General features: G+C 73.7%; 17 protein-coding genes. 9 read left to right on the top strand and 8 right to left on the bottom strand.

The window, feature by feature from the left end; all coding sequences use genetic code 11:
- Nucleotides 1–3 precede the first annotated feature (3 nt).
- From sufC to ACIG47_RS23730, 5 genes are read right to left on the bottom strand one after another with little or no spacing between them, the layout of a single operon-like run.
- A complete protein-coding gene (gene sufC, locus ACIG47_RS23710; protein ID WP_397415289.1) occupies nucleotides 4–774 on the bottom strand; it encodes a Fe-S cluster assembly ATPase SufC in 771 nt (256 codons plus the stop codon).
- A 35-nt stretch (nucleotides 775–809) separates the two neighbouring features.
- Entirely contained in the window at nucleotides 810–1154 is a 345-nt protein-coding gene (locus ACIG47_RS23715; RefSeq protein ID WP_397415287.1) for a non-heme iron oxygenase ferredoxin subunit, read from the bottom strand.
- Nucleotides 1151–2353: a Fe-S cluster assembly protein SufD gene (sufD, locus tag ACIG47_RS23720; RefSeq protein ID WP_397415285.1), complete on the bottom strand. Its 1203-nt coding sequence runs from the start codon at nucleotides 2351–2353 to the stop codon at nucleotides 1151–1153. Before sufD ends, ACIG47_RS23715 begins: the two co-directional genes overlap by 4 nt.
- Nucleotide 2354: 1 nt before the next feature.
- Nucleotides 2355–3791: a Fe-S cluster assembly protein SufB gene (gene sufB / locus ACIG47_RS23725; RefSeq protein WP_397415282.1), complete on the bottom strand. Its 1437-nt coding sequence runs from the start codon at nucleotides 3789–3791 to the stop codon at nucleotides 2355–2357.
- The gene (locus tag ACIG47_RS23730) at nucleotides 3791–4537 is read right to left on the bottom strand and encodes a helix-turn-helix transcriptional regulator (RefSeq protein WP_397415280.1); all 747 of its coding nucleotides are present in this window, start codon (nucleotides 4535–4537) and stop codon (nucleotides 3791–3793) included. The genes sufB and ACIG47_RS23730 overlap by 1 nt, the downstream gene beginning before the upstream one ends.
- 220 nt (nucleotides 4538–4757) lie before the next feature.
- Between ACIG47_RS23730 and ACIG47_RS23735 the strand changes: the two genes are divergently transcribed.
- The 4 genes from ACIG47_RS23735 (at nucleotide 4758) to ACIG47_RS23750 (ending at nucleotide 8971) form a co-directional block, all read left to right on the top strand.
- The gene (locus ACIG47_RS23735; RefSeq protein WP_397433522.1) at nucleotides 4758–5741 is read left to right on the top strand and encodes an ABC transporter ATP-binding protein; all 984 of its coding nucleotides are present in this window, start codon (nucleotides 4758–4760) and stop codon (nucleotides 5739–5741) included.
- Nucleotides 5738–6535, top strand: a complete 798-nt coding sequence (locus ACIG47_RS23740) for an ABC transporter permease (protein ID WP_397433523.1) — start codon at nucleotides 5738–5740, stop codon at nucleotides 6533–6535. Before ACIG47_RS23735 ends, ACIG47_RS23740 begins: the two co-directional genes overlap by 4 nt.
- A gap of 156 nt (nucleotides 6536–6691) precedes the next feature.
- On the top strand, nucleotides 6692–7906 hold the full coding sequence (locus tag ACIG47_RS23745) for a S8 family peptidase (RefSeq protein WP_397433525.1): 1215 nt from the start codon (nucleotides 6692–6694) through the stop codon (nucleotides 7904–7906).
- A gap of 141 nt (nucleotides 7907–8047) precedes the next feature.
- Nucleotides 8048–8971 (top strand): heme A synthase, encoded by a 924-nt coding sequence (locus tag ACIG47_RS23750; protein WP_397433526.1) that lies wholly within the window; start codon nucleotides 8048–8050, stop codon nucleotides 8969–8971.
- Here the strand turns inward: ACIG47_RS23750 and ACIG47_RS23755 are convergent.
- Complete coding sequence (locus tag ACIG47_RS23755; protein WP_397433527.1) at nucleotides 8952–9644, bottom strand: response regulator; 693 nt, start codon at nucleotides 9642–9644, stop codon at nucleotides 8952–8954. The two genes, ACIG47_RS23750 and ACIG47_RS23755, sit on opposite strands and share 20 nt — an antisense overlap.
- Nucleotides 9641–10531, bottom strand: coding sequence for a sensor histidine kinase (locus tag ACIG47_RS23760; protein WP_397433528.1), 891 nt, complete (start codon nucleotides 10529–10531; stop codon nucleotides 9641–9643). Before ACIG47_RS23760 ends, ACIG47_RS23755 begins: the two co-directional genes overlap by 4 nt.
- Nucleotides 10532–10662: 131 nt before the next feature.
- On the opposite strand from ACIG47_RS23760, the gene ACIG47_RS23765 reads away from it, so the two are divergent.
- From ACIG47_RS23765 to ACIG47_RS23785, 5 genes are all read left to right on the top strand, one after another.
- Nucleotides 10663–11376, top strand: coding sequence for an ABC transporter ATP-binding protein (locus ACIG47_RS23765; protein ID WP_397433529.1), 714 nt, complete (start codon nucleotides 10663–10665; stop codon nucleotides 11374–11376).
- Complete coding sequence (locus ACIG47_RS23770; RefSeq protein WP_397433530.1) at nucleotides 11373–12158, top strand: ABC transporter permease; 786 nt, start codon at nucleotides 11373–11375, stop codon at nucleotides 12156–12158. Before ACIG47_RS23765 ends, ACIG47_RS23770 begins: the two co-directional genes overlap by 4 nt.
- Nucleotides 12155–12913 carry a hypothetical protein gene (locus tag ACIG47_RS23775; RefSeq protein ID WP_397433531.1) on the top strand — a complete coding sequence of 253 codons (759 nt, stop codon included), beginning with the start codon at nucleotides 12155–12157 and terminating at the stop codon, nucleotides 12911–12913. Before ACIG47_RS23770 ends, ACIG47_RS23775 begins: the two co-directional genes overlap by 4 nt.
- An 87-nt stretch (nucleotides 12914–13000) precedes the next feature.
- Nucleotides 13001–14005, top strand: coding sequence for an ATP-binding cassette domain-containing protein (locus ACIG47_RS23780; RefSeq protein WP_397433532.1), 1005 nt, complete (start codon nucleotides 13001–13003; stop codon nucleotides 14003–14005).
- The gene (locus ACIG47_RS23785; protein WP_397433533.1) at nucleotides 14002–14817 is read left to right on the top strand and encodes an ABC transporter permease; all 816 of its coding nucleotides are present in this window, start codon (nucleotides 14002–14004) and stop codon (nucleotides 14815–14817) included. The genes ACIG47_RS23780 and ACIG47_RS23785 overlap by 4 nt, the downstream gene beginning before the upstream one ends.
- Here the strand turns inward: ACIG47_RS23785 and ACIG47_RS23790 are convergent.
- The gene (locus ACIG47_RS23790; RefSeq protein WP_397433534.1) at nucleotides 14799–18311 is read right to left on the bottom strand and encodes an AfsR/SARP family transcriptional regulator; all 3513 of its coding nucleotides are present in this window, start codon (nucleotides 18309–18311) and stop codon (nucleotides 14799–14801) included. The two genes, ACIG47_RS23785 and ACIG47_RS23790, sit on opposite strands and share 19 nt — an antisense overlap.
- Nucleotides 18312–18326 lie beyond the last annotated feature (15 nt).

Here is an 18326-nt window from a genome sequence, read left to right on the forward strand (position 1 = left end):
GGGTCAGGCCGAAGCCGTGGCGCCCGCGCCGACGTACTTGTCGTAGCCCTCTTCCTCGAGGCGGTCGGCCAGCTCGGGGCCGCCCTCCTCGGCGATCTTGCCGTCCACGAAGACGTGCACGAAGTCAGGCTTGATGTAGCGCAGGATGCGCGTGTAGTGCGTGATGAGCAGGACACCGACCTCGGTGTTCTCCTTGGCGCGGTTCACGCCCTCGGACACGATGCGCAGCGCGTCGACGTCGAGGCCGGAGTCGGTCTCGTCGAGGATGGCGAAGCGCGGCTTGAAGAGCTCCATCTGCAGGATCTCGTGGCGCTTCTTCTCACCACCGGAGAAGCCCTCGTTCACGGAGCGCTCGGCGAAGGCCGGGTCCATGCGCAGGTTCTCCATCGCGCCCTTGACCTCCTTGCCCCAGGTGCGCAGGGCGGGGGCGGTGCCGTCGATGGCGGTCTTGGCGGTCCGCAGGAAGTTCGCGACGGAGACGCCGGAGACCTCGACCGGGTACTGCATGGCGAGGAAGAGGCCGGCGCGGGCGCGCTCGTCGACGGTCATGGCCAGCAGGTCCTCGCCGTCGAGCGTGACGGTGCCCGAGGTGACCGTGTACTTGGGGTGGCCGGCCAGGGCCGAGGCGAGCGTGGACTTGCCGGAGCCGTTGGGGCCCATGATCGCGTGGGTCTCACCGCTGGCGATGGTCAGGTCGACACCGCGCAGGATCGGCTTGGGGCCTTCCTTGGTCTCGACGCTGACGTGCAGGTCGCGGATCTCGAGGGTGGGCATATCGGTTTACTCCAGGGTTGCGGGAAAGTCAGGGGTCAGGAGACGGGCACGGTGACGTCGATGTCGACGAGCACCTTGTCGCCGTCGATGGTCACCGGGTAGACCGGCACGGGGCGCATCGCGGGGAGCTGGACGGGCATGCCGGTCCGCAGGTCGAACTGCGACCCGTGCAGCCAGCACTCCACCAGACAGCCCTCCACCTCGCCGTCGGACAGCGAGACGGCGCCGTGGGAGCAGATGTCCGAGACGGCGTGGAAGACGCCGTCCGCGTCACGGGCGACCGCGACCGGGACCGGGGCGCCGTCGGCGCCGTCGAGCTCCACGAGCATCGCCTCCTCCGGTCCCAGGTCGTCGGTCATGCACGCCAGCTGCGCGGTCATGCGGCCGGTGCCCCGGTGATCACGCTCATCGACTTCTCCAGCTCGGCCTCGATGGAGGCCAGCAGGCGCTCCTCGACGGACGGGACGCCGATCTCGTGGATGAGCTCGGCGAAGAAGCCGCGCACGACCAGGCGACGGGCCTCGATCTCGGGGATGCCCCGGGCCTGGAGGTAGAAGAGCTGCTCGTCGTCGAACCGGCCGGTGGCGCTGGCGTGGCCCGCGCCGGCGATCTCGCCGGTCTCGATCTCGAGGTTCGGCACCGAGTCCGCACGCGCGCCGTCCGTGAGGACCAGGTTGCGGTTGAGCTCGTAGGTGTCGGTGTTCTCGGCGTTCGCGCGGATCAGCACGTCGCCCACCCACACGGTGTGCGCGCCGGAGCCCTGCAGGGCGCCCTTGTAGGTCACGCGGGACTTGCAGTCCGGCACCGCGTGGTCCACGAAGAGGCGGTGCTCCTGGTGCTGGTCGGTGTCCGCGAAGTAGAGGCCCACCATCTCGACCTCACCGCCCGTGGCGGTGAACTCGGCGTCCGGCGTGATGCGCACGACGTCGCCGCCGAACGTCACCACGACGTGCTTGAGCTTCGCGTCGCGGCCCAGGCGGGCCCGGTGCGAGGAGGCGTGCACGGCGCCGTCGGCCCAGTCCTGGACGCTGACGACGGTCAGGTGCGCGCCGTCCTCGACCACGATCTCGACGGTCTCGGCGAGCGAGCCGACGCCGTTGTGGTCGATGACCACCACGGCCTCCGAGTGCTGCTCGGCGCGGACCAGCACGTGGGCCGCGGTCGCGTCGGACGAGACGCCCTCCAGGCGCACGGACGTCACCTCGGAGGCCACGGCCTCCTTCGGGATCGTCACGATCGTGGCCTGCTCGAACGCGTTCCACGCCGTGACGGCGGTGCGGTCGCCGGGCTTGCCGGCGGTGCCCAGGCGGGCGTCGTCACGGGCGACGGTCTCCACCGTCACCTCGGGGGCCGGGGCCACCTCGACGGTGACACCCGAGGTGCCCAGGTCCGCCTGGAACAGCGGCTGGAGGCGGTCCGCCGGGGAGAAGCGCCACTCCTCCTCGCGGCCGTGCGGGACAGGGATGTCCTCCAGGGAGAACGACGTGAGGCGCTCTGCTCGCGAGCCCTGGGGCTTGACGGCGCCGTGGGAGTGGGCGCCGTCGGCAACAGCGCGCGAGTGATCGGTCGTGAGAGTCATGTCAGCCGACGGACCCTTCCATCTGCAGCTCGATGAGGCGGTTGAGCTCGAGCGCGTACTCCATGGGCAGCTCGCGCGCGATGGGCTCGACGAACCCGCGCACGATCATGGCCATGGCCTCGGTCTCCTCCATACCCCGGGACATGAGGTAGAACAGCTGGTCCTCGCTCACCCGCGAGACCGTGGCCTCGTGCCCCATGGACACGTCGTCCTCGCGGACGTCCACGTACGGGTAGGTGTCGCTGCGGGAGATCTGGTCCACCAGCAGCGCGTCGCAGAGGACGTTGGACGCGGAGTGGGAGGCGCCCTCGAGCACCTGCACCAGACCGCGGTACGACGTGCGGCCGCCGCCGCGCGCCACGGACTTGCTGACGATCGACGAGGACGTGTTCGGCGCCGCGTGGACCATCTTGGCGCCGGCGTCCTGGTGCTGGCCCTCGCCCGCGAAGGCGATGGACAGCGTCTCGCCGCGGGCGTGCTCGCCCAGCAGGTAGATCGCCGGGTACTTCATGGTGACCTTCGAGCCGATGTTGCCGTCGACCCACTCCATGGTGGCGCCCTCGGCAGCGGTGGCCCGCTTGGTGACCAGGTTGTACACGTTGTTCGACCAGTTCTGGATCGTCGTGTAGCGAACGCGCGCGTTCTTCTTGACGACGATCTCGACCACCGCGGAGTGCAGCGAGTCGGACGTGTAGATCGGGGCGGTGCAGCCCTCGACGTAGTGCACGTACGAGCCCTCGTCCGCGATGATCAGCGTGCGCTCGAACTGGCCCATGTTCTCGGTGTTGATCCGGAAGTAGGCCTGCAGCGGGATCTCCACGTGCACGCCCGGCGGCACGTAGACGAACGACCCGCCGGACCACACGGCCGAGTTCAGCGCGGCGAACTTGTTGTCGCCCGCCGGGATGACCGTGCCGAAGTACTCCTGGAAGAGCTCCGGGTAGTCGCGCAGGCCCGTGTCGGTGTCGACGAAGATGACGCCCTGCTCCTCCAGGTCCTCACGGATCTGGTGGTAGACGACCTCGGACTCGTACTGGGCCGCGACACCCGCGACGAGGCGCTGCTTCTCCGCCTCCGGGATGCCGAGCTTGTCGTAGGTGGCCTTGATGTCCTCGGGCAGCTCCTCCCAGGAGGTGGCCTGCTTCTCCGTGGACCGCACGAAGTACTTGATCTTGTCGAAGTCGATGCCCGACAGGTCGGAGCCCCAGCTCGGCATCGGCTTCTTGCCGAACAGGCGCAGCGCCTTGAGACGCTGGTTCAGCATCCACTCGGGCTCCTTCTTCAGGGCCGAGATGTTGCGGACCACGTCCTCGTTCAGGCCACGCTGGGCGATCGCGCCGGCTTCGTCGCTGTCGTGCCAGCCGTACTCGTAGGCGCCGATGCTGGCGATGATCTCGTCGTCGGAGCGCTGCTCTGGCGCTTGCGTTTCTGCGCTCATCACTTTCCTTCGGTGGGGGTCGTGGCGGGAGTGGTCAGGTGCACGGGGATGTTCGTGGTGCAGGCGTGCGCGCCGCCCGCGATGGTCGCGAGCCGTTGCACGTGCGAGCCGAGCAGCTCGCTGAACGCGCGGGCCTCCTGCTCGCACAGCTCCGGGAACTCCTCGGCCACGTGCTGGACCGGGCAGTGCCCCTGGCAGAGCTGGACGGCCGGGGCCACGACACCGGCCGTGGGGCCGGTCAGCGGCGCCGGGACCGGACGCACGGAGGCGGCGTAACCGTCCGCCGACAGGAGCTGGACGAGCTGGGCCGCCCGCCCCTCGGCGGTGTCGGCCGTGAGGTGCGGGGCGTAGCTGCGGGCGACGGCGTCGAACCGCTGCCGGGCGAAGCCGGCCACGGCATCGCTGCCGCCCGTGTCCCGCAGGAACCGCAGGACCTGCCGGGCGATCTCCTGGTAGCCGCCCGCGAGCTCGGACTGGCCGCCGCTCGTGACGACGTACCGGCGGGCCGGGCGACCGCGGCGCGGCGCACCCGACGGCAAGGCCTCGTGGACCGTGATCTTGCCGTCCTCCTCCAGGAGGGTGAGGTGCCGGCGCACGGCCGGGGCCGTCAGCTCCAGGACCGCGGCGAGCGCGCCGGCCGTGACCGGGCCGCGAGACGCCACGAGCTCGAGCACCCGCCGGCGGGTGGTGCCGTCGGTCTCGTGGCTCGCCACGTGGCCGGCCGCCACCTGCGTCGGTGCGCTCATGCTGGTCACCTCCCCGTCGGTCCCGGGGCAGACCTCACCCCGCGTACGTACGCCCTCGCGAGCGCCTGTGCTTTTGAGAACATCCTTGTTCCCTAATTCGAGATGCGCAAGGAAGGCGAGCCTCAGTAACCGCCGATCGCGACACATCTCACACGGACGGCACACACCCGACGCACCCACCGCGACGACGACGCCTCCGGCCGCCGCCTACGATTGTGCGGTGCCCTTGCCCGACGCGCCCGCGATCGACCCCGCCCAGGCGGCCACCGCGGACGCCACCACCAGCCCCGCCGTCCAGGTGCGCGGCCTCGTCAAGCGCTACGACGGCCGCGCCGTCGTGGACGGCCTCGACCTCGTCGCACGACCGGGCGCCGTCACCGCCGTGCTGGGCCCCAACGGCGCGGGCAAGACCACCACGATCGAGTGCTGCGAGGGCCTGCGCTCCCCCGACGCCGGCACCGTGCGCGTGCTCGGCCTCGACCCCGTCGCCGACGCCCGTGCCCTGCGGCCGCGCGTCGGCGTCATGCTGCAGGACGGCGGCCTGCCCACCGGGGTGCGCGCGCTGGAGCTGCTGCGCCACGTCTCCGCCATGTACGCCGCACCGCGCGCCGTCGGCGAGCTCGCCGACCGCCTCGGCCTGCACGCCTTCGCCCGCACCACGGTGCGCCGCCTGTCCGGCGGGCAGCGGCAGCGTGTGGCGCTCGCCGCCGCGGTGATCGGCCGGCCCGAGGTCGTGTTCCTCGACGAGCCCAGCGCCGGCATGGACCCGCAGAGCCGACGCGCCGTCTGGGACCTCGTGCGCGAGCTGCGGGCCGACGGCGTCGCCATCGTGCTCACCACCCACCTGATGGACGAGGCCGCCGACCTGGCCGACCACGTGCACGTCGTCGACCACGGCCGGGTGATCGCGTCGGGCACGGTCCGCGAGCTGACGGACGGCGGCGCCGGCCCGGCCTCGATCCGCGTGGAGGCCACGCCCGGCCTGGACCTCGCCCCGCTCCGCACCACCCTCCGCCCGGGCGAGTGGGTGGTCGGCGAGGGCGAGCCCGGGGTGTACACCGTGACCGGGCCCGTCGACCCGGCGGCGCTCGCCGCCGTGACCGGGTGGCTCGCCGGACAGGGCGTGCTCGCCCGGTCGGTCACCACGGGCAGCCGGACGCTCGAGGACGTGTTCCTCGACCTCACCGGGAGGAACCTGCGATGAGCACCGACACCGCGCCCGCCACGCCCGCTGCCATACCCGCAGCACGCGCCGTCGCCGCTCCCGTGGTGCGCCGGATCGCGGCCCAGGCGTCCTTCGAGACCCGGGCGATCCTGCGCAACGGCGAGCAGCTCCTGGTGACGATCGTGCTGCCGGTGCTGGTCCTGGTGGCCCTCGTGCGCACGTCGTTCATCGACCTGGACACGCACGGGCTCTCGCGCGTCGACTTCGTGACGCCCGGCGTGCTCGCGCTGGCCGTGATGTCCACGGCGTTCACGTCCCAGGCCATCGCCACCGCGTTCGACCGGCGCAACGGCGTGCTGCGGCTCATGGCCACGACGCCGCTCGGCCGCACCGGGCTGCTGTCCGGCAAGGTGCTCGGCGTGCTCGCCGTCGAGGTGGTGCAGGTGGTCGTCATCGCCGGCGTCGCCCTGGCCCTCGGGTGGCAGCCCGAGCTGGGGGCACTGCCCGCCGTGCTCGGCGCGGGGCTGCTGGGCACCGCCGCGTTCACGGCCCTGGCCCTGCTGCTGGCGGGGACCTTGCGCGCGGAGGGTGTGCTCGCCGTGGCCAACCTCGTGCTCGTGCTGCTCACGGTGGGCGGCGGGGTGCTGCTGCCCGCGCAGCAGCTCGCAGGACCGCTCGCGCACGCGGCGGTGCTGCTGCCGTCCGGCGCGCTGGGCGAGGCGATGCGCGGCGCGCTGCTGCACGGCGCCGTACCCCCGTTCTCGGTGGTGGTGCTGCTGGCCTGGACGGCGGCGCTGGGAGCCGGGGCGGCCCGGTTGTTCCGCTGGCACTGAGCGGCGTCCGGGCCCCGCGGGGCAACCGCGCCCGAGGCTCGTCGGGGGAAACGCGTACCTCACCTCATACGCGGGAGGTATGACCTTTTCGTGGGGTTGGCGGGTGAAATTCGCCCATTTAGGGTTCACTTCACCTACATTCCCCAGGGAGGCAGCGTGACTTCCACTCACAGCAACCGCCGTCGGCTGATCGTCGGTGCCGGTATCGCCCTCGCCCTCGCGGCGGCCCCGGCCGCAGCGGCCGTGGCCTCGGCGACGCCGGACGAGGCGCCGGCACCCGTCGCAGGCGCGCTGGTCGACGACTCGTACATCGTGGTCCTCAAGGACAGCGATGTCAGCAAGAGCCAGGTCCGCAGCACCGCCAGCAGCCTGGTGCAGGAGTACGGCGGCCAGGTGCGCCACTCGTACACGAACGCGGTGCGCGGCTTCTCCGCGTCGATGTCGGCGGCCCAGGCCGAGCGGCTCGAGGCCGACCCGTCGGTCGCGTACGTCGAGCAGAACCGCGTCATGACGGCCACCGACACGCAGTCGCCGGTGCCCTCCTGGGGCCTGGACCGGATCGACCAGGAGAGCCTGCCGCTGGACGACTCGTACACGTACGGGAACTCCGGCAGCGGCGTGACCGCCTACATCGTCGACACGGGCATCCTCACCACCCACGAGGACTTCGGCGGCCGTGCGGTCAGCGGTACCGACACCGTGGACAACGACGACGACGCCACCGACTGCGCGGGCCACGGCACGCACGTCGCGGGCACGGTCGGCGGGGCGGCGCACGGCGTGGCCAAGGAGGTCTCGCTCGTCGCGGTGCGCGTGCTGGACTGCAGCGGTTCGGGCACCTACGACGGCGTCATCGCCGGCATCGACTGGGTGACCGCCGACCACGAGGCCGGCGAGCCGGCCGTGGCCAACATGTCGCTCGGCGGCGGCTTCTCGCAGGCCGTGAACGACGCCGTGTCCGCCGCCGTCGCCGACGGTGTCACGTTCGCCCTGGCGGCGGGCAACGACTACGCGGCCGACGCGTGCGACGGCTCGCCGGGCTCCACCCCGGAGGCCCTCACGGTCGGTGCCACCGAGGACACGGACGCTCGTGCCGAGTACTCGAACATCGGCAGCTGCGTGGACATCTTCGCGCCGGGCAGCGACATCACGTCGGCCTGGTACACCGGGGACACCGCCACCAACACCATCAGCGGTACCTCGATGGCCACGCCGCACGTCGCGGGCGCCGCGGCGCTCGTCCTCGGCGGCAACCCGGCCGCGACGCCGGCCGAGGTCGGCGACGCGCTGACGGGCTCCGCGCTGCAGGACGTCGTGACCGACCCGGGCACGGGCTCGCCGAACCTGCTGCTGAACGTCAGCGGTCTCTGACCCCAGGACCCCTGTCGGACGCTCAGGTCACCCAGGTGACCTGAGCGTCCGACGCGTCCTGACAGCTCGTCGGCAAAGAATCACACCCGGTGCGGCACCGGCACGGAAGGCGACGGCGCCCACGGGCACTAGCGTGGACCCGTGACCGCACCCGCAGCCCCCACCTCCTGGCTCCACGCGCTCCCCGCGCGCGTGGACCGCATTCGCCACTGGACCCGCGCCGTCCTGATCGCGAACCTGATCGGCCAGATCGGCATCATCGGCACCGGTGGCGCCGTGCGCCTGACCGACTCGGGCCTGGGCTGCTCCACCTGGCCGCAGTGCGAGCCGGGCAGCTTCACGCCGCAGTTCCACGAGGCGACGACGCTGCACCCGTACATCGAGTTCGGCAACCGCACGCTGACCGGTGTGCTGGGGGTCATCGCGGTGCTGCTCGCGGTGTTGGTGTGCACCGACCTGAAGCGGTCCGCGTCGTACCGGATGCTCGGCCTGGCGCCGATCGTGCTGGTGATGATGCAGGCCCTGATCGGCGGCATCGTGGTGCTCCTCCACCTGCACCCCGGCTGGGTGTCCCTGCACTTCGGCGTCTCGGGCGCGCTGGTCGCGTTCTCCCTCTACCTGTTGCACCGGCACGGCGAGGGCGACGGCGCCCCGCGGCTCGTGGTCTCCCCGCGCGTGCGCAACCTGGCCTGGGCGCTGGCAGGGCTGACCGCCGTCGTCGTGGTGCTCGGCGTGCTGACCACCGGGGCCGGCCCGCACAGCGGTGACTCCGAGGTGGGCTACCGGTTCGCCATCGACCCGGCGCTCCTGACCAGGTGGCACGCCGCTGCGGTGTGGGCGTTCACGATCGTGCTGGTGGGGTTCCTCGCGGCGGTGCGCCGCGGGCCCGCCACCGTGCGGCGTGCGGCCGTGCTCCTGCTGGTGATCACGCTGGCGCAGGGCGCCATCGGATACGTCCAGTACTTCACCGACCTGCCGGAGCTGCTGGTCGGGCTGCACATGATCGGCGCCGCCGCACTCATCGCGGGCACCACCCGGGTGTGGCTCACGACCCGGGTGCGCTGAGCGCGTCACCCGCGGACCCGACCAGGCCGTGCTCGTACGCCGCGATGACGAGCTGCGCGCGGTCACGGGCGTGCAGCTTGGCCAGCAGACTGCCGATGTGCGACTTGACCGTGCCCCTCGAGATCGTGAGCGCCGTGCCGATCTCGTCGTTGGACAGGCCGCGGCCGACCTGCGTCAGCACCTCGGTCTCGCGCTCGGTCAGCACGTCCGGACCGCGCGCCGGCCGCGCCGGTCCGGACCGGTCCAGGTAGTGGGCCACCAGGCGCTGCAGGATGCTCGGCGCGAAGAGTGACTCGCCCGCGCGCGTACGCCGGACGGCGTCCACCAGCCGCTCGGGTTCCGCGTCCTTGAGGAGAAACCCGCTGGCTCCCGCCCGCAGGGCGGCGTGCACGTGCTCGTCGAGCTCGAACATGCTGAGCACCAGCACACGTGTCCCCGCCAGGGCCGGGTCGGCGACGATGCCGCGGGTCGCGTCGATGCCGTCACCGTCGGGCATCCGGATGTCCATGAGCACGACGTCGGGCCGCAGCCGGGCCGCCTGTGCCACAGCGGTGGCACCCGTGTCGGCCTCGCCCACGACCGTGAGGTCGGGCGCCCCGTCGATGACGAGCCGCAGGCTGTGCCGGATGAGGGGCTGGTCGTCCACCACGAGCACCCTGGTCCGGTCGCTCATGGTCGCTCCGGGCGCGCGGCCGGTACGTCGTCCGTGCCCTCGGGCAGGCGGGCCGTGACACGGAAGCCCGGGCCGACCTGGCCTGCCTCGACACTGCCACCCAGGGCCGCCGCCCTCTCGCGCAGGCCAGGCAGACCCTGGCCCGCTCCTCGGTGCGGCTGCCAGCCGGCCACCGGACCGTCGTCCTCCGCGACGACCACCAGCGTGCCGGATTCGCGACCGACCGTGACGCGGGCGACGGTCGGCCCCGCATGCCGGGCCGTGTTGGCGAGGCTCTCCCGGACGATCGCGCACACGGTGAGCTGGACGCCGGCCGACACGTCGGCCAGGTCTGCGGCGGTCAGGACGGCCCGGACGCCGCCGGCCCGTGCGTCCTCGACGATCTGTGGCAGGTCCGCCAGGCGTTCCGCGGGCCGCAGGGGCGGCGCCTCACCGCCGGGAGCCCGGAGCACCGTGAGCATGCGGCGCAGCTCGGTGGTCGCCGCCCGTCCGGTCCGTTCGATGTCCGCCAGGGCTCGCACACGTTCCACGTCGCCCGCGGGGCCCTCCAGCGTGCGCGCGGCGGCAGCACGCACCGTGATCAGCCCCAGCCCGTGAGAGGCGAGGTCGTGCAGGTCGCGGGCGATGCGCAGCCGCTCGGCCTGCGCGGCACGTTCGGCCGCCCATGCCGTGAGGTCCTCCTCGTAGGCCCGGCGCTGCCGGCCCGACGTGGACAGTGCCCAGACGAGCACGAAGAACGTGATCACGGCGCCGACGAGCGCGGTGACCGCGACGGCGACGGGCCGCTCGACGCCGGTGGTCGCGAGCACGACGCCGAGCACCGCGAGGGCGAGGGCCGCGGTGAGCCACACCCGCGAGCGCAGCACGGGTCGAGCAGTCGTTTCCACCCGGCCGAGTCTAGGTTTCCCCGGGGTGCGGCACATCGGACCCAGGTCCGACAGACCATGGTCCGATCGGCCGCGCGAAGTCCTGCCCTGGGTCCGATGACGCGGCAGTGCGCGAGAGCTGGGATGGGGGCATGCTCCTCATCGAAGAAGTCGTCAAGCGGCACGGATCGCGCACCGTCCTCGACCGGGTCAGCCTGCGGGCCCGGCCCGGGCGGGTCACAGCGTTCCTCGGCCCCAACGGCGCCGGCAAGTCGTCGACGCTGCGCGTCCTGCTCGGCCTCGACCGGCCCGACGGCGGCCGGGCCCTGGTCGGCGGGCGCCCCTACCGCGACCTCCGCGACCCGTTGCGTACGGTCGGGTCGATGCTCGACGGCTCGGGTGCGCACCGCTCCCGCAGAGCGCGGGACCACCTGTCGTGGGTCGCGCGGAGCAACGGCATCCCGCAGCGACGGGTCGACGAGGTGCTGGAGCAGGTCGGGCTCGCCGGGTCGGGCCGGGTCCGGGTCGGCCGGTACTCGCTCGGCATGGGGCAGCGTCTCGGTCTGGCTGCGGCGCTGCTCGGCTCGCCGGAGGCACTCGTGCTGGACGAGCCGGTCAACGGGCTCGACCCGGAGGGCATCCGCTGGATCCGTGGCCTGCTGCGCCGCCATGCCGACGGCGGGGGCACCGTGCTGCTCTCGAGCCACCTGATGGGCGAGGTGGCCGGCGTCGCGGACGACCTGGTGGTGATCGCCGCCGGGCGCGTCGTGGCCACCGGGACCCTGGCCGAGGTCACTGCGGGCCACCCGAGCCTGGAGGACGCGTTCTTCGCGCTCACGGGCAGCACGCAGGAGGTGGACCGATGAGCCTTTCGGGCGCGTTCGCCGCGGAGCTGCGGAAGCTGTCGACGTTGCCGGCCGGCCAGATCGCGGTAGCGGGCACCGTGCTCGGCTCCGTGGGCATCACGCTGCTCAACGCCGTCTCCACCCGCGCAGGCCTGGAGGCCGGTTCGGCAGGGCCCACGGCGTTCACCTCCGCGTTCGAGGTCGGGTACGCGGCCGTCCCGCTGGGCACGGTGGGTGCCGTGGTCGTCGGCGTGATCGCGATGAGCAGCGAGTACGCGGCGAACAGCTCCGACGCCGGCACCGGTCGGCAGATCACCGCCTCGCTCGCCGCCGTGCCCCGCCGTGGCCACGTGCTCACCGCGAAGGCACTGGCGGTCGCCCTGCTCGTCGCGGCGACGGCGGTGGTGACGGTGCCGGTGAGCGCCGGGGTCGCCGCGCTCGTGATCGGGGGCGCGGGTGATGCGCTCCCGCTCGGCGTCGCCCTGGCCCGCATGCTCGGTGCGGCCCTGTACTGGATATTGACGGGCCTCATCGCGCTCGCCGTCACGGTGCTGGCTCGCAGCGGGCTGGTTCCACTGGTGGTCCTCGTGGCGAACAGCTCCCTCGTGTCGGTCTCGCTGCTGCTGACCACCGTCACTCCGCTCGCCCACTGGCTGCCGGACCTGGCCGGGCGCCGGCTCCTCGGCGGCCTGTCCACGGTCGAGGGCGGTCTCGACGCCGGTCCCGGTGCGCTCGTGATGTCCGTCTGGGCGTTCGGGCTGCTGGCCGTGGCGGGCGTCGTGCTCTCGCGGCGGGACGCGTGATCGCGGTGCGCCTCGCCCGTGTCACCGCGGCAGAGCTCGACAAGCTCCGGAGCCTGCCCGTGGTCATCCTCACGGTGGCCGGCACGGTGGCGGCCGGGGTCGTGCTCGCCGTCGCCCTCACCGCGGTGTCCGCACAGGGTGCGGGGCCGGCGACCCCGCCCGTCGCCACCGTGTCGGCGGGTCTCCCGTACGTCCAGGCAGGCCTGCTCCTCCTCGGGGTGCTGCCGGTCGCCCAGGAGTACACGGGCCGGCAGCTCGGGACCACGCTCGCGGCCGTCCCGCACCGGGGTGTGCTCCTGACGGCAAAGACGGTGGCGGCGCTCGCGGTGCTGGCATTCACCGCAGCCGTGGCCGTGGGTGCGATGACGATCGCCGCCCTGGTCACGGCCCGGTTGGTCGGCGAGCCTGCCGTCGCGATCGGGGCGGCGTCGGCCGGTGCGGGTGGGGAATCCGTGTCGCTCGCCGGCGCCGGCGCCTACCTGGTGCTGATCGGTCTGCTCGCCCATGGCACGGCGCTGCTGGTCCGTCACCTCGTTCCTGCGCTCGTGGCGGTGCTCGGGCTCGTGCTGATCATGTCGCCCCTGCTCGGCGGGCTCACCCGGCACGCCCGCTGGCTGCCGGACCGTGCGGCCGCGCAGCTCTACCAGCCCACCGACACGGTGCTCACGGAGCTGACCGGCGGCCTGGTCGCGCTCGCGTGGATCGTCGTGCTCGTCGGTGGGGCCGCCGTGCGGTTCGTCCGACGTGACCCGTGAGCAAGGCGTGACCCGTGACAGACCGGTGGCCGGGCGTGACAGCGGTCTGACAGTGCCGTGCGAGCGGCCCCGCGCACGCTGGGGACCATGAACACGAACGCGATCGAGGCACAGGGCCTCGTCAAGGTCTTCGGCGACAACCGCGCCGTGGACGGCGTCGACCTCACCGTCCGCACCGGGACGGTCTACGGGGTGCTCGGACCCAACGGTGCGGGCAAGACCACGACCATCCGCATGCTCGCCACCCTGCTGCGACCTGACGGTGGCGAGGCGCGCGTGCTCGGGTACGACGTGGTCCGCGACGCCGCCGCCGTGCGCTCCCTCATCGGCGTGACGGGGCAGTATGCCTCCGTCGACGAGACGCTGAGCGCCACCGAGAACCTGGTGGTCTTCGGACGCCTGCTGGGCCTGTCGGCGCGGGCCGCCAGGGCCAAGGCCGCCGAGCTGCTGGAGGAGTTCTCCCTGACGGAGGCTGCGAGACGGCCCCTGCGCGAGTACTCGGGCGGCATGCGGCGCAGGCTCGACCTGGCGGCGAGCCTGATCGCCAGGCCCCCGCTCATCTTCCTCGACGAACCCACCACCGGCCTCGACCCCCGCACCCGCAACCAGATGTGGGACACCATCCGCCGGCTGGTCGCGGACGGTTCCACCGTGCTGCTGACCACCCAGTACCTCGACGAGGCGGACCAGCTCGCCGACCGGATCGCCGTCATCGACCGCGGCACGGTCGTGGCCGAGGGGACCGCCGACGAGCTCAAGGCCACCGTCGGCGCCCAGTCGCTCCAGGTCGGGCTCGCCGAGCACGGCGACCTGGGCACCGCGCTCGGCCTGGTGCAGCAGGTGTTCGGCACCGCCGGGTCGGTGACGCCCGAGGGGCAGCGGATCACGGTCCCGGTCCCCCACGCCGAGGCCGTCACCGACCTGCTCGTCCGGTTCCGCGAGGCGGGTGTGCCCATCGCCTCCGTCAGCCTCGACAAGCCGAGCCTGGACGAGGTCTTCCTCACCCTCACGGGCCACGCGGCCGACGGCGACGCCGTCACGCCCGGGAGCCCCGCCGACACCCCGAACCACACCGAGAAGGTGACCGCATGACCACCGCCACCGTCGCCCCTGCGCCGATGCTGACCCGGCCGGGCCGGATCGGCCTCGCTACCACGCTCTCGCAGTCGGTCACCATGGCCTACCGCGGGCTGCTCAAGGTCCGGCACACGCCCGAGCAGCTCATCGACGTGACGATCCAGCCCATCATCTTCACGCTGATGTTCACCTACCTGTTCGGCGGCGCCGTCTCGGGCAGCGTGGCTGCCTACCTGCCGCTGATCATCCCCGGGATCCTGGCGCAGACCGTCATCACGGCGTCCGTGGTGACCGGCGTGCAGCTCCGCGAGGACATGGACAAGGGCGTGTTCGACCGGTTCCGCTCCCTGCCGATCGCCCGCATCGCACCGCTCGCCGGCGCGCTGCTCGCCGACACGGTCCGGTACGTCGTGGCGACCACCATCACGTTCCTGACCGGGCTGGTCATGGGCTGGCGCCCCGGCGGCGGGTTCGGTGGCGTGGTGCTGGCCGGGCTGCTCGTCATCGTCTGCGCCTGGGCCCTGAGCTGGATCTTCGCCTACATCGGGGTGATCGCGCGGTCGGCCACGTTCGTGCAGGGCGTGTCGTTCATGGTGCTGTTCCCGCTGACCTTCCTGTCCAACGCCTTCGTCGAGGTCAGCACCCTGCCCGGCTGGATGCAGGCGCTCGTCGAGGTCAACCCGGTGTCGCACCTCGTGTCCTCGGTGCGAGCGCTCGCGAACGACGGCGCGGTCACCGGCGACGTGGGCTGGACGCTGCTGAGCGCGGGCGTCGTCGCGGTGGTCTTCGCACCGATCGCCGTCCGCGCCTACCTCCGCAAGGCCTGACGGTCCGGCAGCGGCACCGGAACGGCCTCCAGGGTCGTCAGCGCGTGCTCCGCGAGATCCTCGCGCGGCACCGCGGCGACCCTGGCCCGTGCGGCGGCCAGCGCGGCCTCGCCGTGACGGTCGGCCGCGGCGGCGGCGAGCGGCTCGCGCCACAGCGCCTTGAAGTCCTGTCGCGAACCCATCCGCTCCGCCAGGGCGAGCAGCTCCAGCCCCGCGGCGGCGTCGCCGCCCGACCCGTCCGCCACGAGCACCGCCCCCACGGCCAGGCAGGCGGTGCCGAGCACGGGGTGGTCCGGGGTCTGCCGCATCCACTCCCGGTACAGCACCATGGCGCGACGGCGCACGAGGTCGGCCACCTGTCCCGCCCGGGCGAGCCGCCCGGCGTCGGCGAGCCGCACCACCCACGCGGACCCCACGATCACGGCCCAGGGTGCGGTCGGCGACGGTTCGTCGCCGCTTCCGGCCGCGGCGTGCGACGTCCCGGACAGGTCCGCGAACATGCCCGTCGCCTGCTCGTACAGGTCGAGACAGCCGGCGACGTCGCCCCGGGCCCAGAGGATCTCCGCGCGACCCGCCAGGACCACCGCGCGCGACTCGTCTCCCCCGCGCCCGGTCCGGTCACCGTCCCCGGCGCGCTCGACCCGCCTGCAGATCCGCTCGGCCTCCGCCAGGTCCCCGGCGGCGATGGCGGTACCCAGGTCCACCCAGTCGAGCTGGCGCAGTGCGTCGTCGGCCCCGATCGTCGTCAGCCCCGCGCGGGCCACGGGTGACCAGCGTTCCGCGGTCGCCGTGTCCCCCGCGCCGAACGCCGTGGTGGCCATGAACAGCGCGGCCCCGGCGCGGCTGGCCACGTCGCCGATGCCCTCGGACAGGTGGTAGGCCCGTTCCGCCCCGGCGAGCGCCTCGTCGAGGCGGCCGCCGTTCTCGGCCTCCTGGGAGGCGACGAGGTGGGCGAGGAAGGCGATGAGCGGGTCGGGCGAGTCGCGCAGGGCGAGCACCGCCCCTGGTTCGCGGGCGAGCAGCATGCTCGCCACGGCTCGGGTGCGGGGCCCGACCGCGTCACCGTGGTCCCGCAGCACCCGGCGCAGGCGGGCCAGGGCGCGCAGGTTCGCGCCCGTGCGGGAGAACGCGGTGGTGGCCGCCGCGTAGGCGAGGGCGAGCGCCGTGACGTCCGCCTCCGCGGCAGGGACGGGCCACCCGGTGACCGCCTCGACGACGGCGGGTGCCAGGTCCGCCGCGCGGTCCTCCGCACCGCGCAGCGTCCACGCCCCGCCGAGCGCGACGAACCCGTGGACCACCACGTCCGGCCGTCCCGCACGCACGGCCACCCGGATCACGAACAGCAGGTTCTCGTGCTCGCGTCGCAGCAGGTCGACGGCCGCCACCTGTTCCGGCCCGAGCAGCCGGGAGGTGCAGAAGGCGGCCACGGCCCTGCCCCAAGCCAGCAGCGCGTCGCGGACGGCGTCGTCCTCCCCCGCCTCCGCGAGGCGGAGCAGGCCGAACTCCCGCACGGTCTCCAGCATGCGGTAGCGCACGGGTGCGGACCCGTCCTCCTCGACCGCGAGCAGCGACTGGAGCACCAGCCCGTCGATGTCGTCCAGGACGTCGAGCGGCACGTCACCCGTCGGGTCCGTGCCCGCGCCGAGACGTCCGAGCGTCGCGGCCGCCTGCGCGGACAGGCCGTCGGGCAGCACCGCGACCCGCCGCCACAGCGCGCGCTGCGAGGGTTCCAGCAGGTTCCAGCTCCACTCGATGACCGCCTCGAGCGTGCGGTGCCGGTCGGGCGCGGTCCGGTCGCCGCCACGCAGCAGCTCGAACCGGGCGCCGAGGTGCCGCTCGATCTCCTCCACCGAGAGCGTGCGCACACGGGCGGCAGCCAGCTCGATGGCCAGCGGCAGCCCGTCGAGCCGGTCGCACAGGCGGGCCACGACGTCGTCAGGCAGCCGGGCGCCGGGGCGGGCCGCGAGCGCCCGCTGACGGAACAGCTCGACGGCCGGGCCCCGGACGCCTGCGCCCGACGCCGCGGCGAGCGGCGCGAGCGGGTACACCTGCTCCGCCGCGACCTGGAGGGGTGCGCGGCTCGTGGCCAGGATCCGGAGACCGGGTGCCGCCGACAGGAGAAGGTCCGCCCAGCGGGCGGCGCCGACCGGGACGTGCTCGCAGTTGTCCAGCACCAGGAGGGTCCGCGCGGTCCGGACCCGTTCGACGATGCGGTCGTGCAGGTCGCCCGCCAGCAGCCGGTCCCCCAGCCGGGTCGAGCCCGCTACGGACGACACACCCAGGGCGTTCGCGACCGCGAGGATCACGTCGTCGTCGCTGCGGACACCGGCGAGCTCCGCGACCGCGGCCGACAGCCCGCCGAGCGGGCCGGCGGCGACCTCGTCCTCGGCGACGGTGCGCGCGACCTCCTGCGCCAGCCGGGTCTTGCCGAGGCCGCCTGCACCGAGCACGGTCACCACCCGGTGCCGGGTCAGCTCGTCGAGGACGGCACGGACGTCGTCGTCGCGGCCGAGCAGCGGCGTGGCCGCGGCACGCAGGCCCCGGGCGGGGCGTGCGGTGGCCGGCCCGGTCTCCGCCTGGGCCGCGATGCGCGCGTGCAGGGCCACCAGGTCGGGTGCGGGTTCGGTGCCGAGCTCGGCGACCAGGGCGTGGCGCAGCCGACCGAAGACGCGCTCCGCCTCCTGCGGGCGGCCCGACGCCGCGAGCGCCGTCATGGCGTCGCGCGCCGCGTCCTCGTCGAGCGGGTCGGTGGCGAGGGCGTCGGAGGCCAGGGCTGCGGCCGTCGCGTGGTCCCGGGCGGCGACGGCGGCCTGGCGGCGCAGCGCGGTCAGCTCGGCACGGAGCCGGCCGGCGGTGTGGCGCAGCTCGGCCGCGAGGTCCGGCGTCGCCTCGGCCAGCTCGGCGCCGGGGTCGCCGCGCCAGGACGCGAGGGCGGCGTCCAGCAGGGCGGCGGCGTCCACGGCGGCGCCCGGGGCGCCGGGCACGTCCGTGGTGGCGCCGTCGGGCGGGGCCACGTCGGGCAGGACGCCGTCCGGCAGCGCGCCGTCCGGCAGCGCGCCGTCCGGCAGGGCGCCGTCCGGCGGTGCGTCAGCGGGCCGCGCAGCGGCGGGGGCCGACGGCAGGGTCGCCAGCAGCTCGCGCGCCTCGGCCGCGATCTCGTGCGCCCGGCCCAGGTCGCTCGGGCCGCCGAGCACGTACCCCGCGGAGGTGGAGCGTACGGCGCCGGGGCTCAGCGACCGCAGCCGCGACACCAGGTTCTGCAGTGCCGCACGAGGGTTGGCCGGCAGGTCCTCGGCCCACAGCGTGTCGATCAGCGCCGGCACCGGCACGGCACGTGGTGCGGCCAGCGCCAGCGCCGCCACGAGTGCCGCGGCACGGGGTCCGCGCGGGGCGACGGGTCCGGTGTCCGACAGGACGGTGACGGGGCCGAGGACCGCCGCCACGTGCCGTTCCGGGTGTGCCCCGAGCCCGGGGGCGGGGTCGACGGGCTCCATGGGCGCCACTCTAGG

It is taken from the genome of Promicromonospora sp. NPDC052451, from assembly GCF_044547525.1.
GTDB lineage: Bacteria > Actinomycetota > Actinomycetes > Actinomycetales > Cellulomonadaceae > Promicromonospora.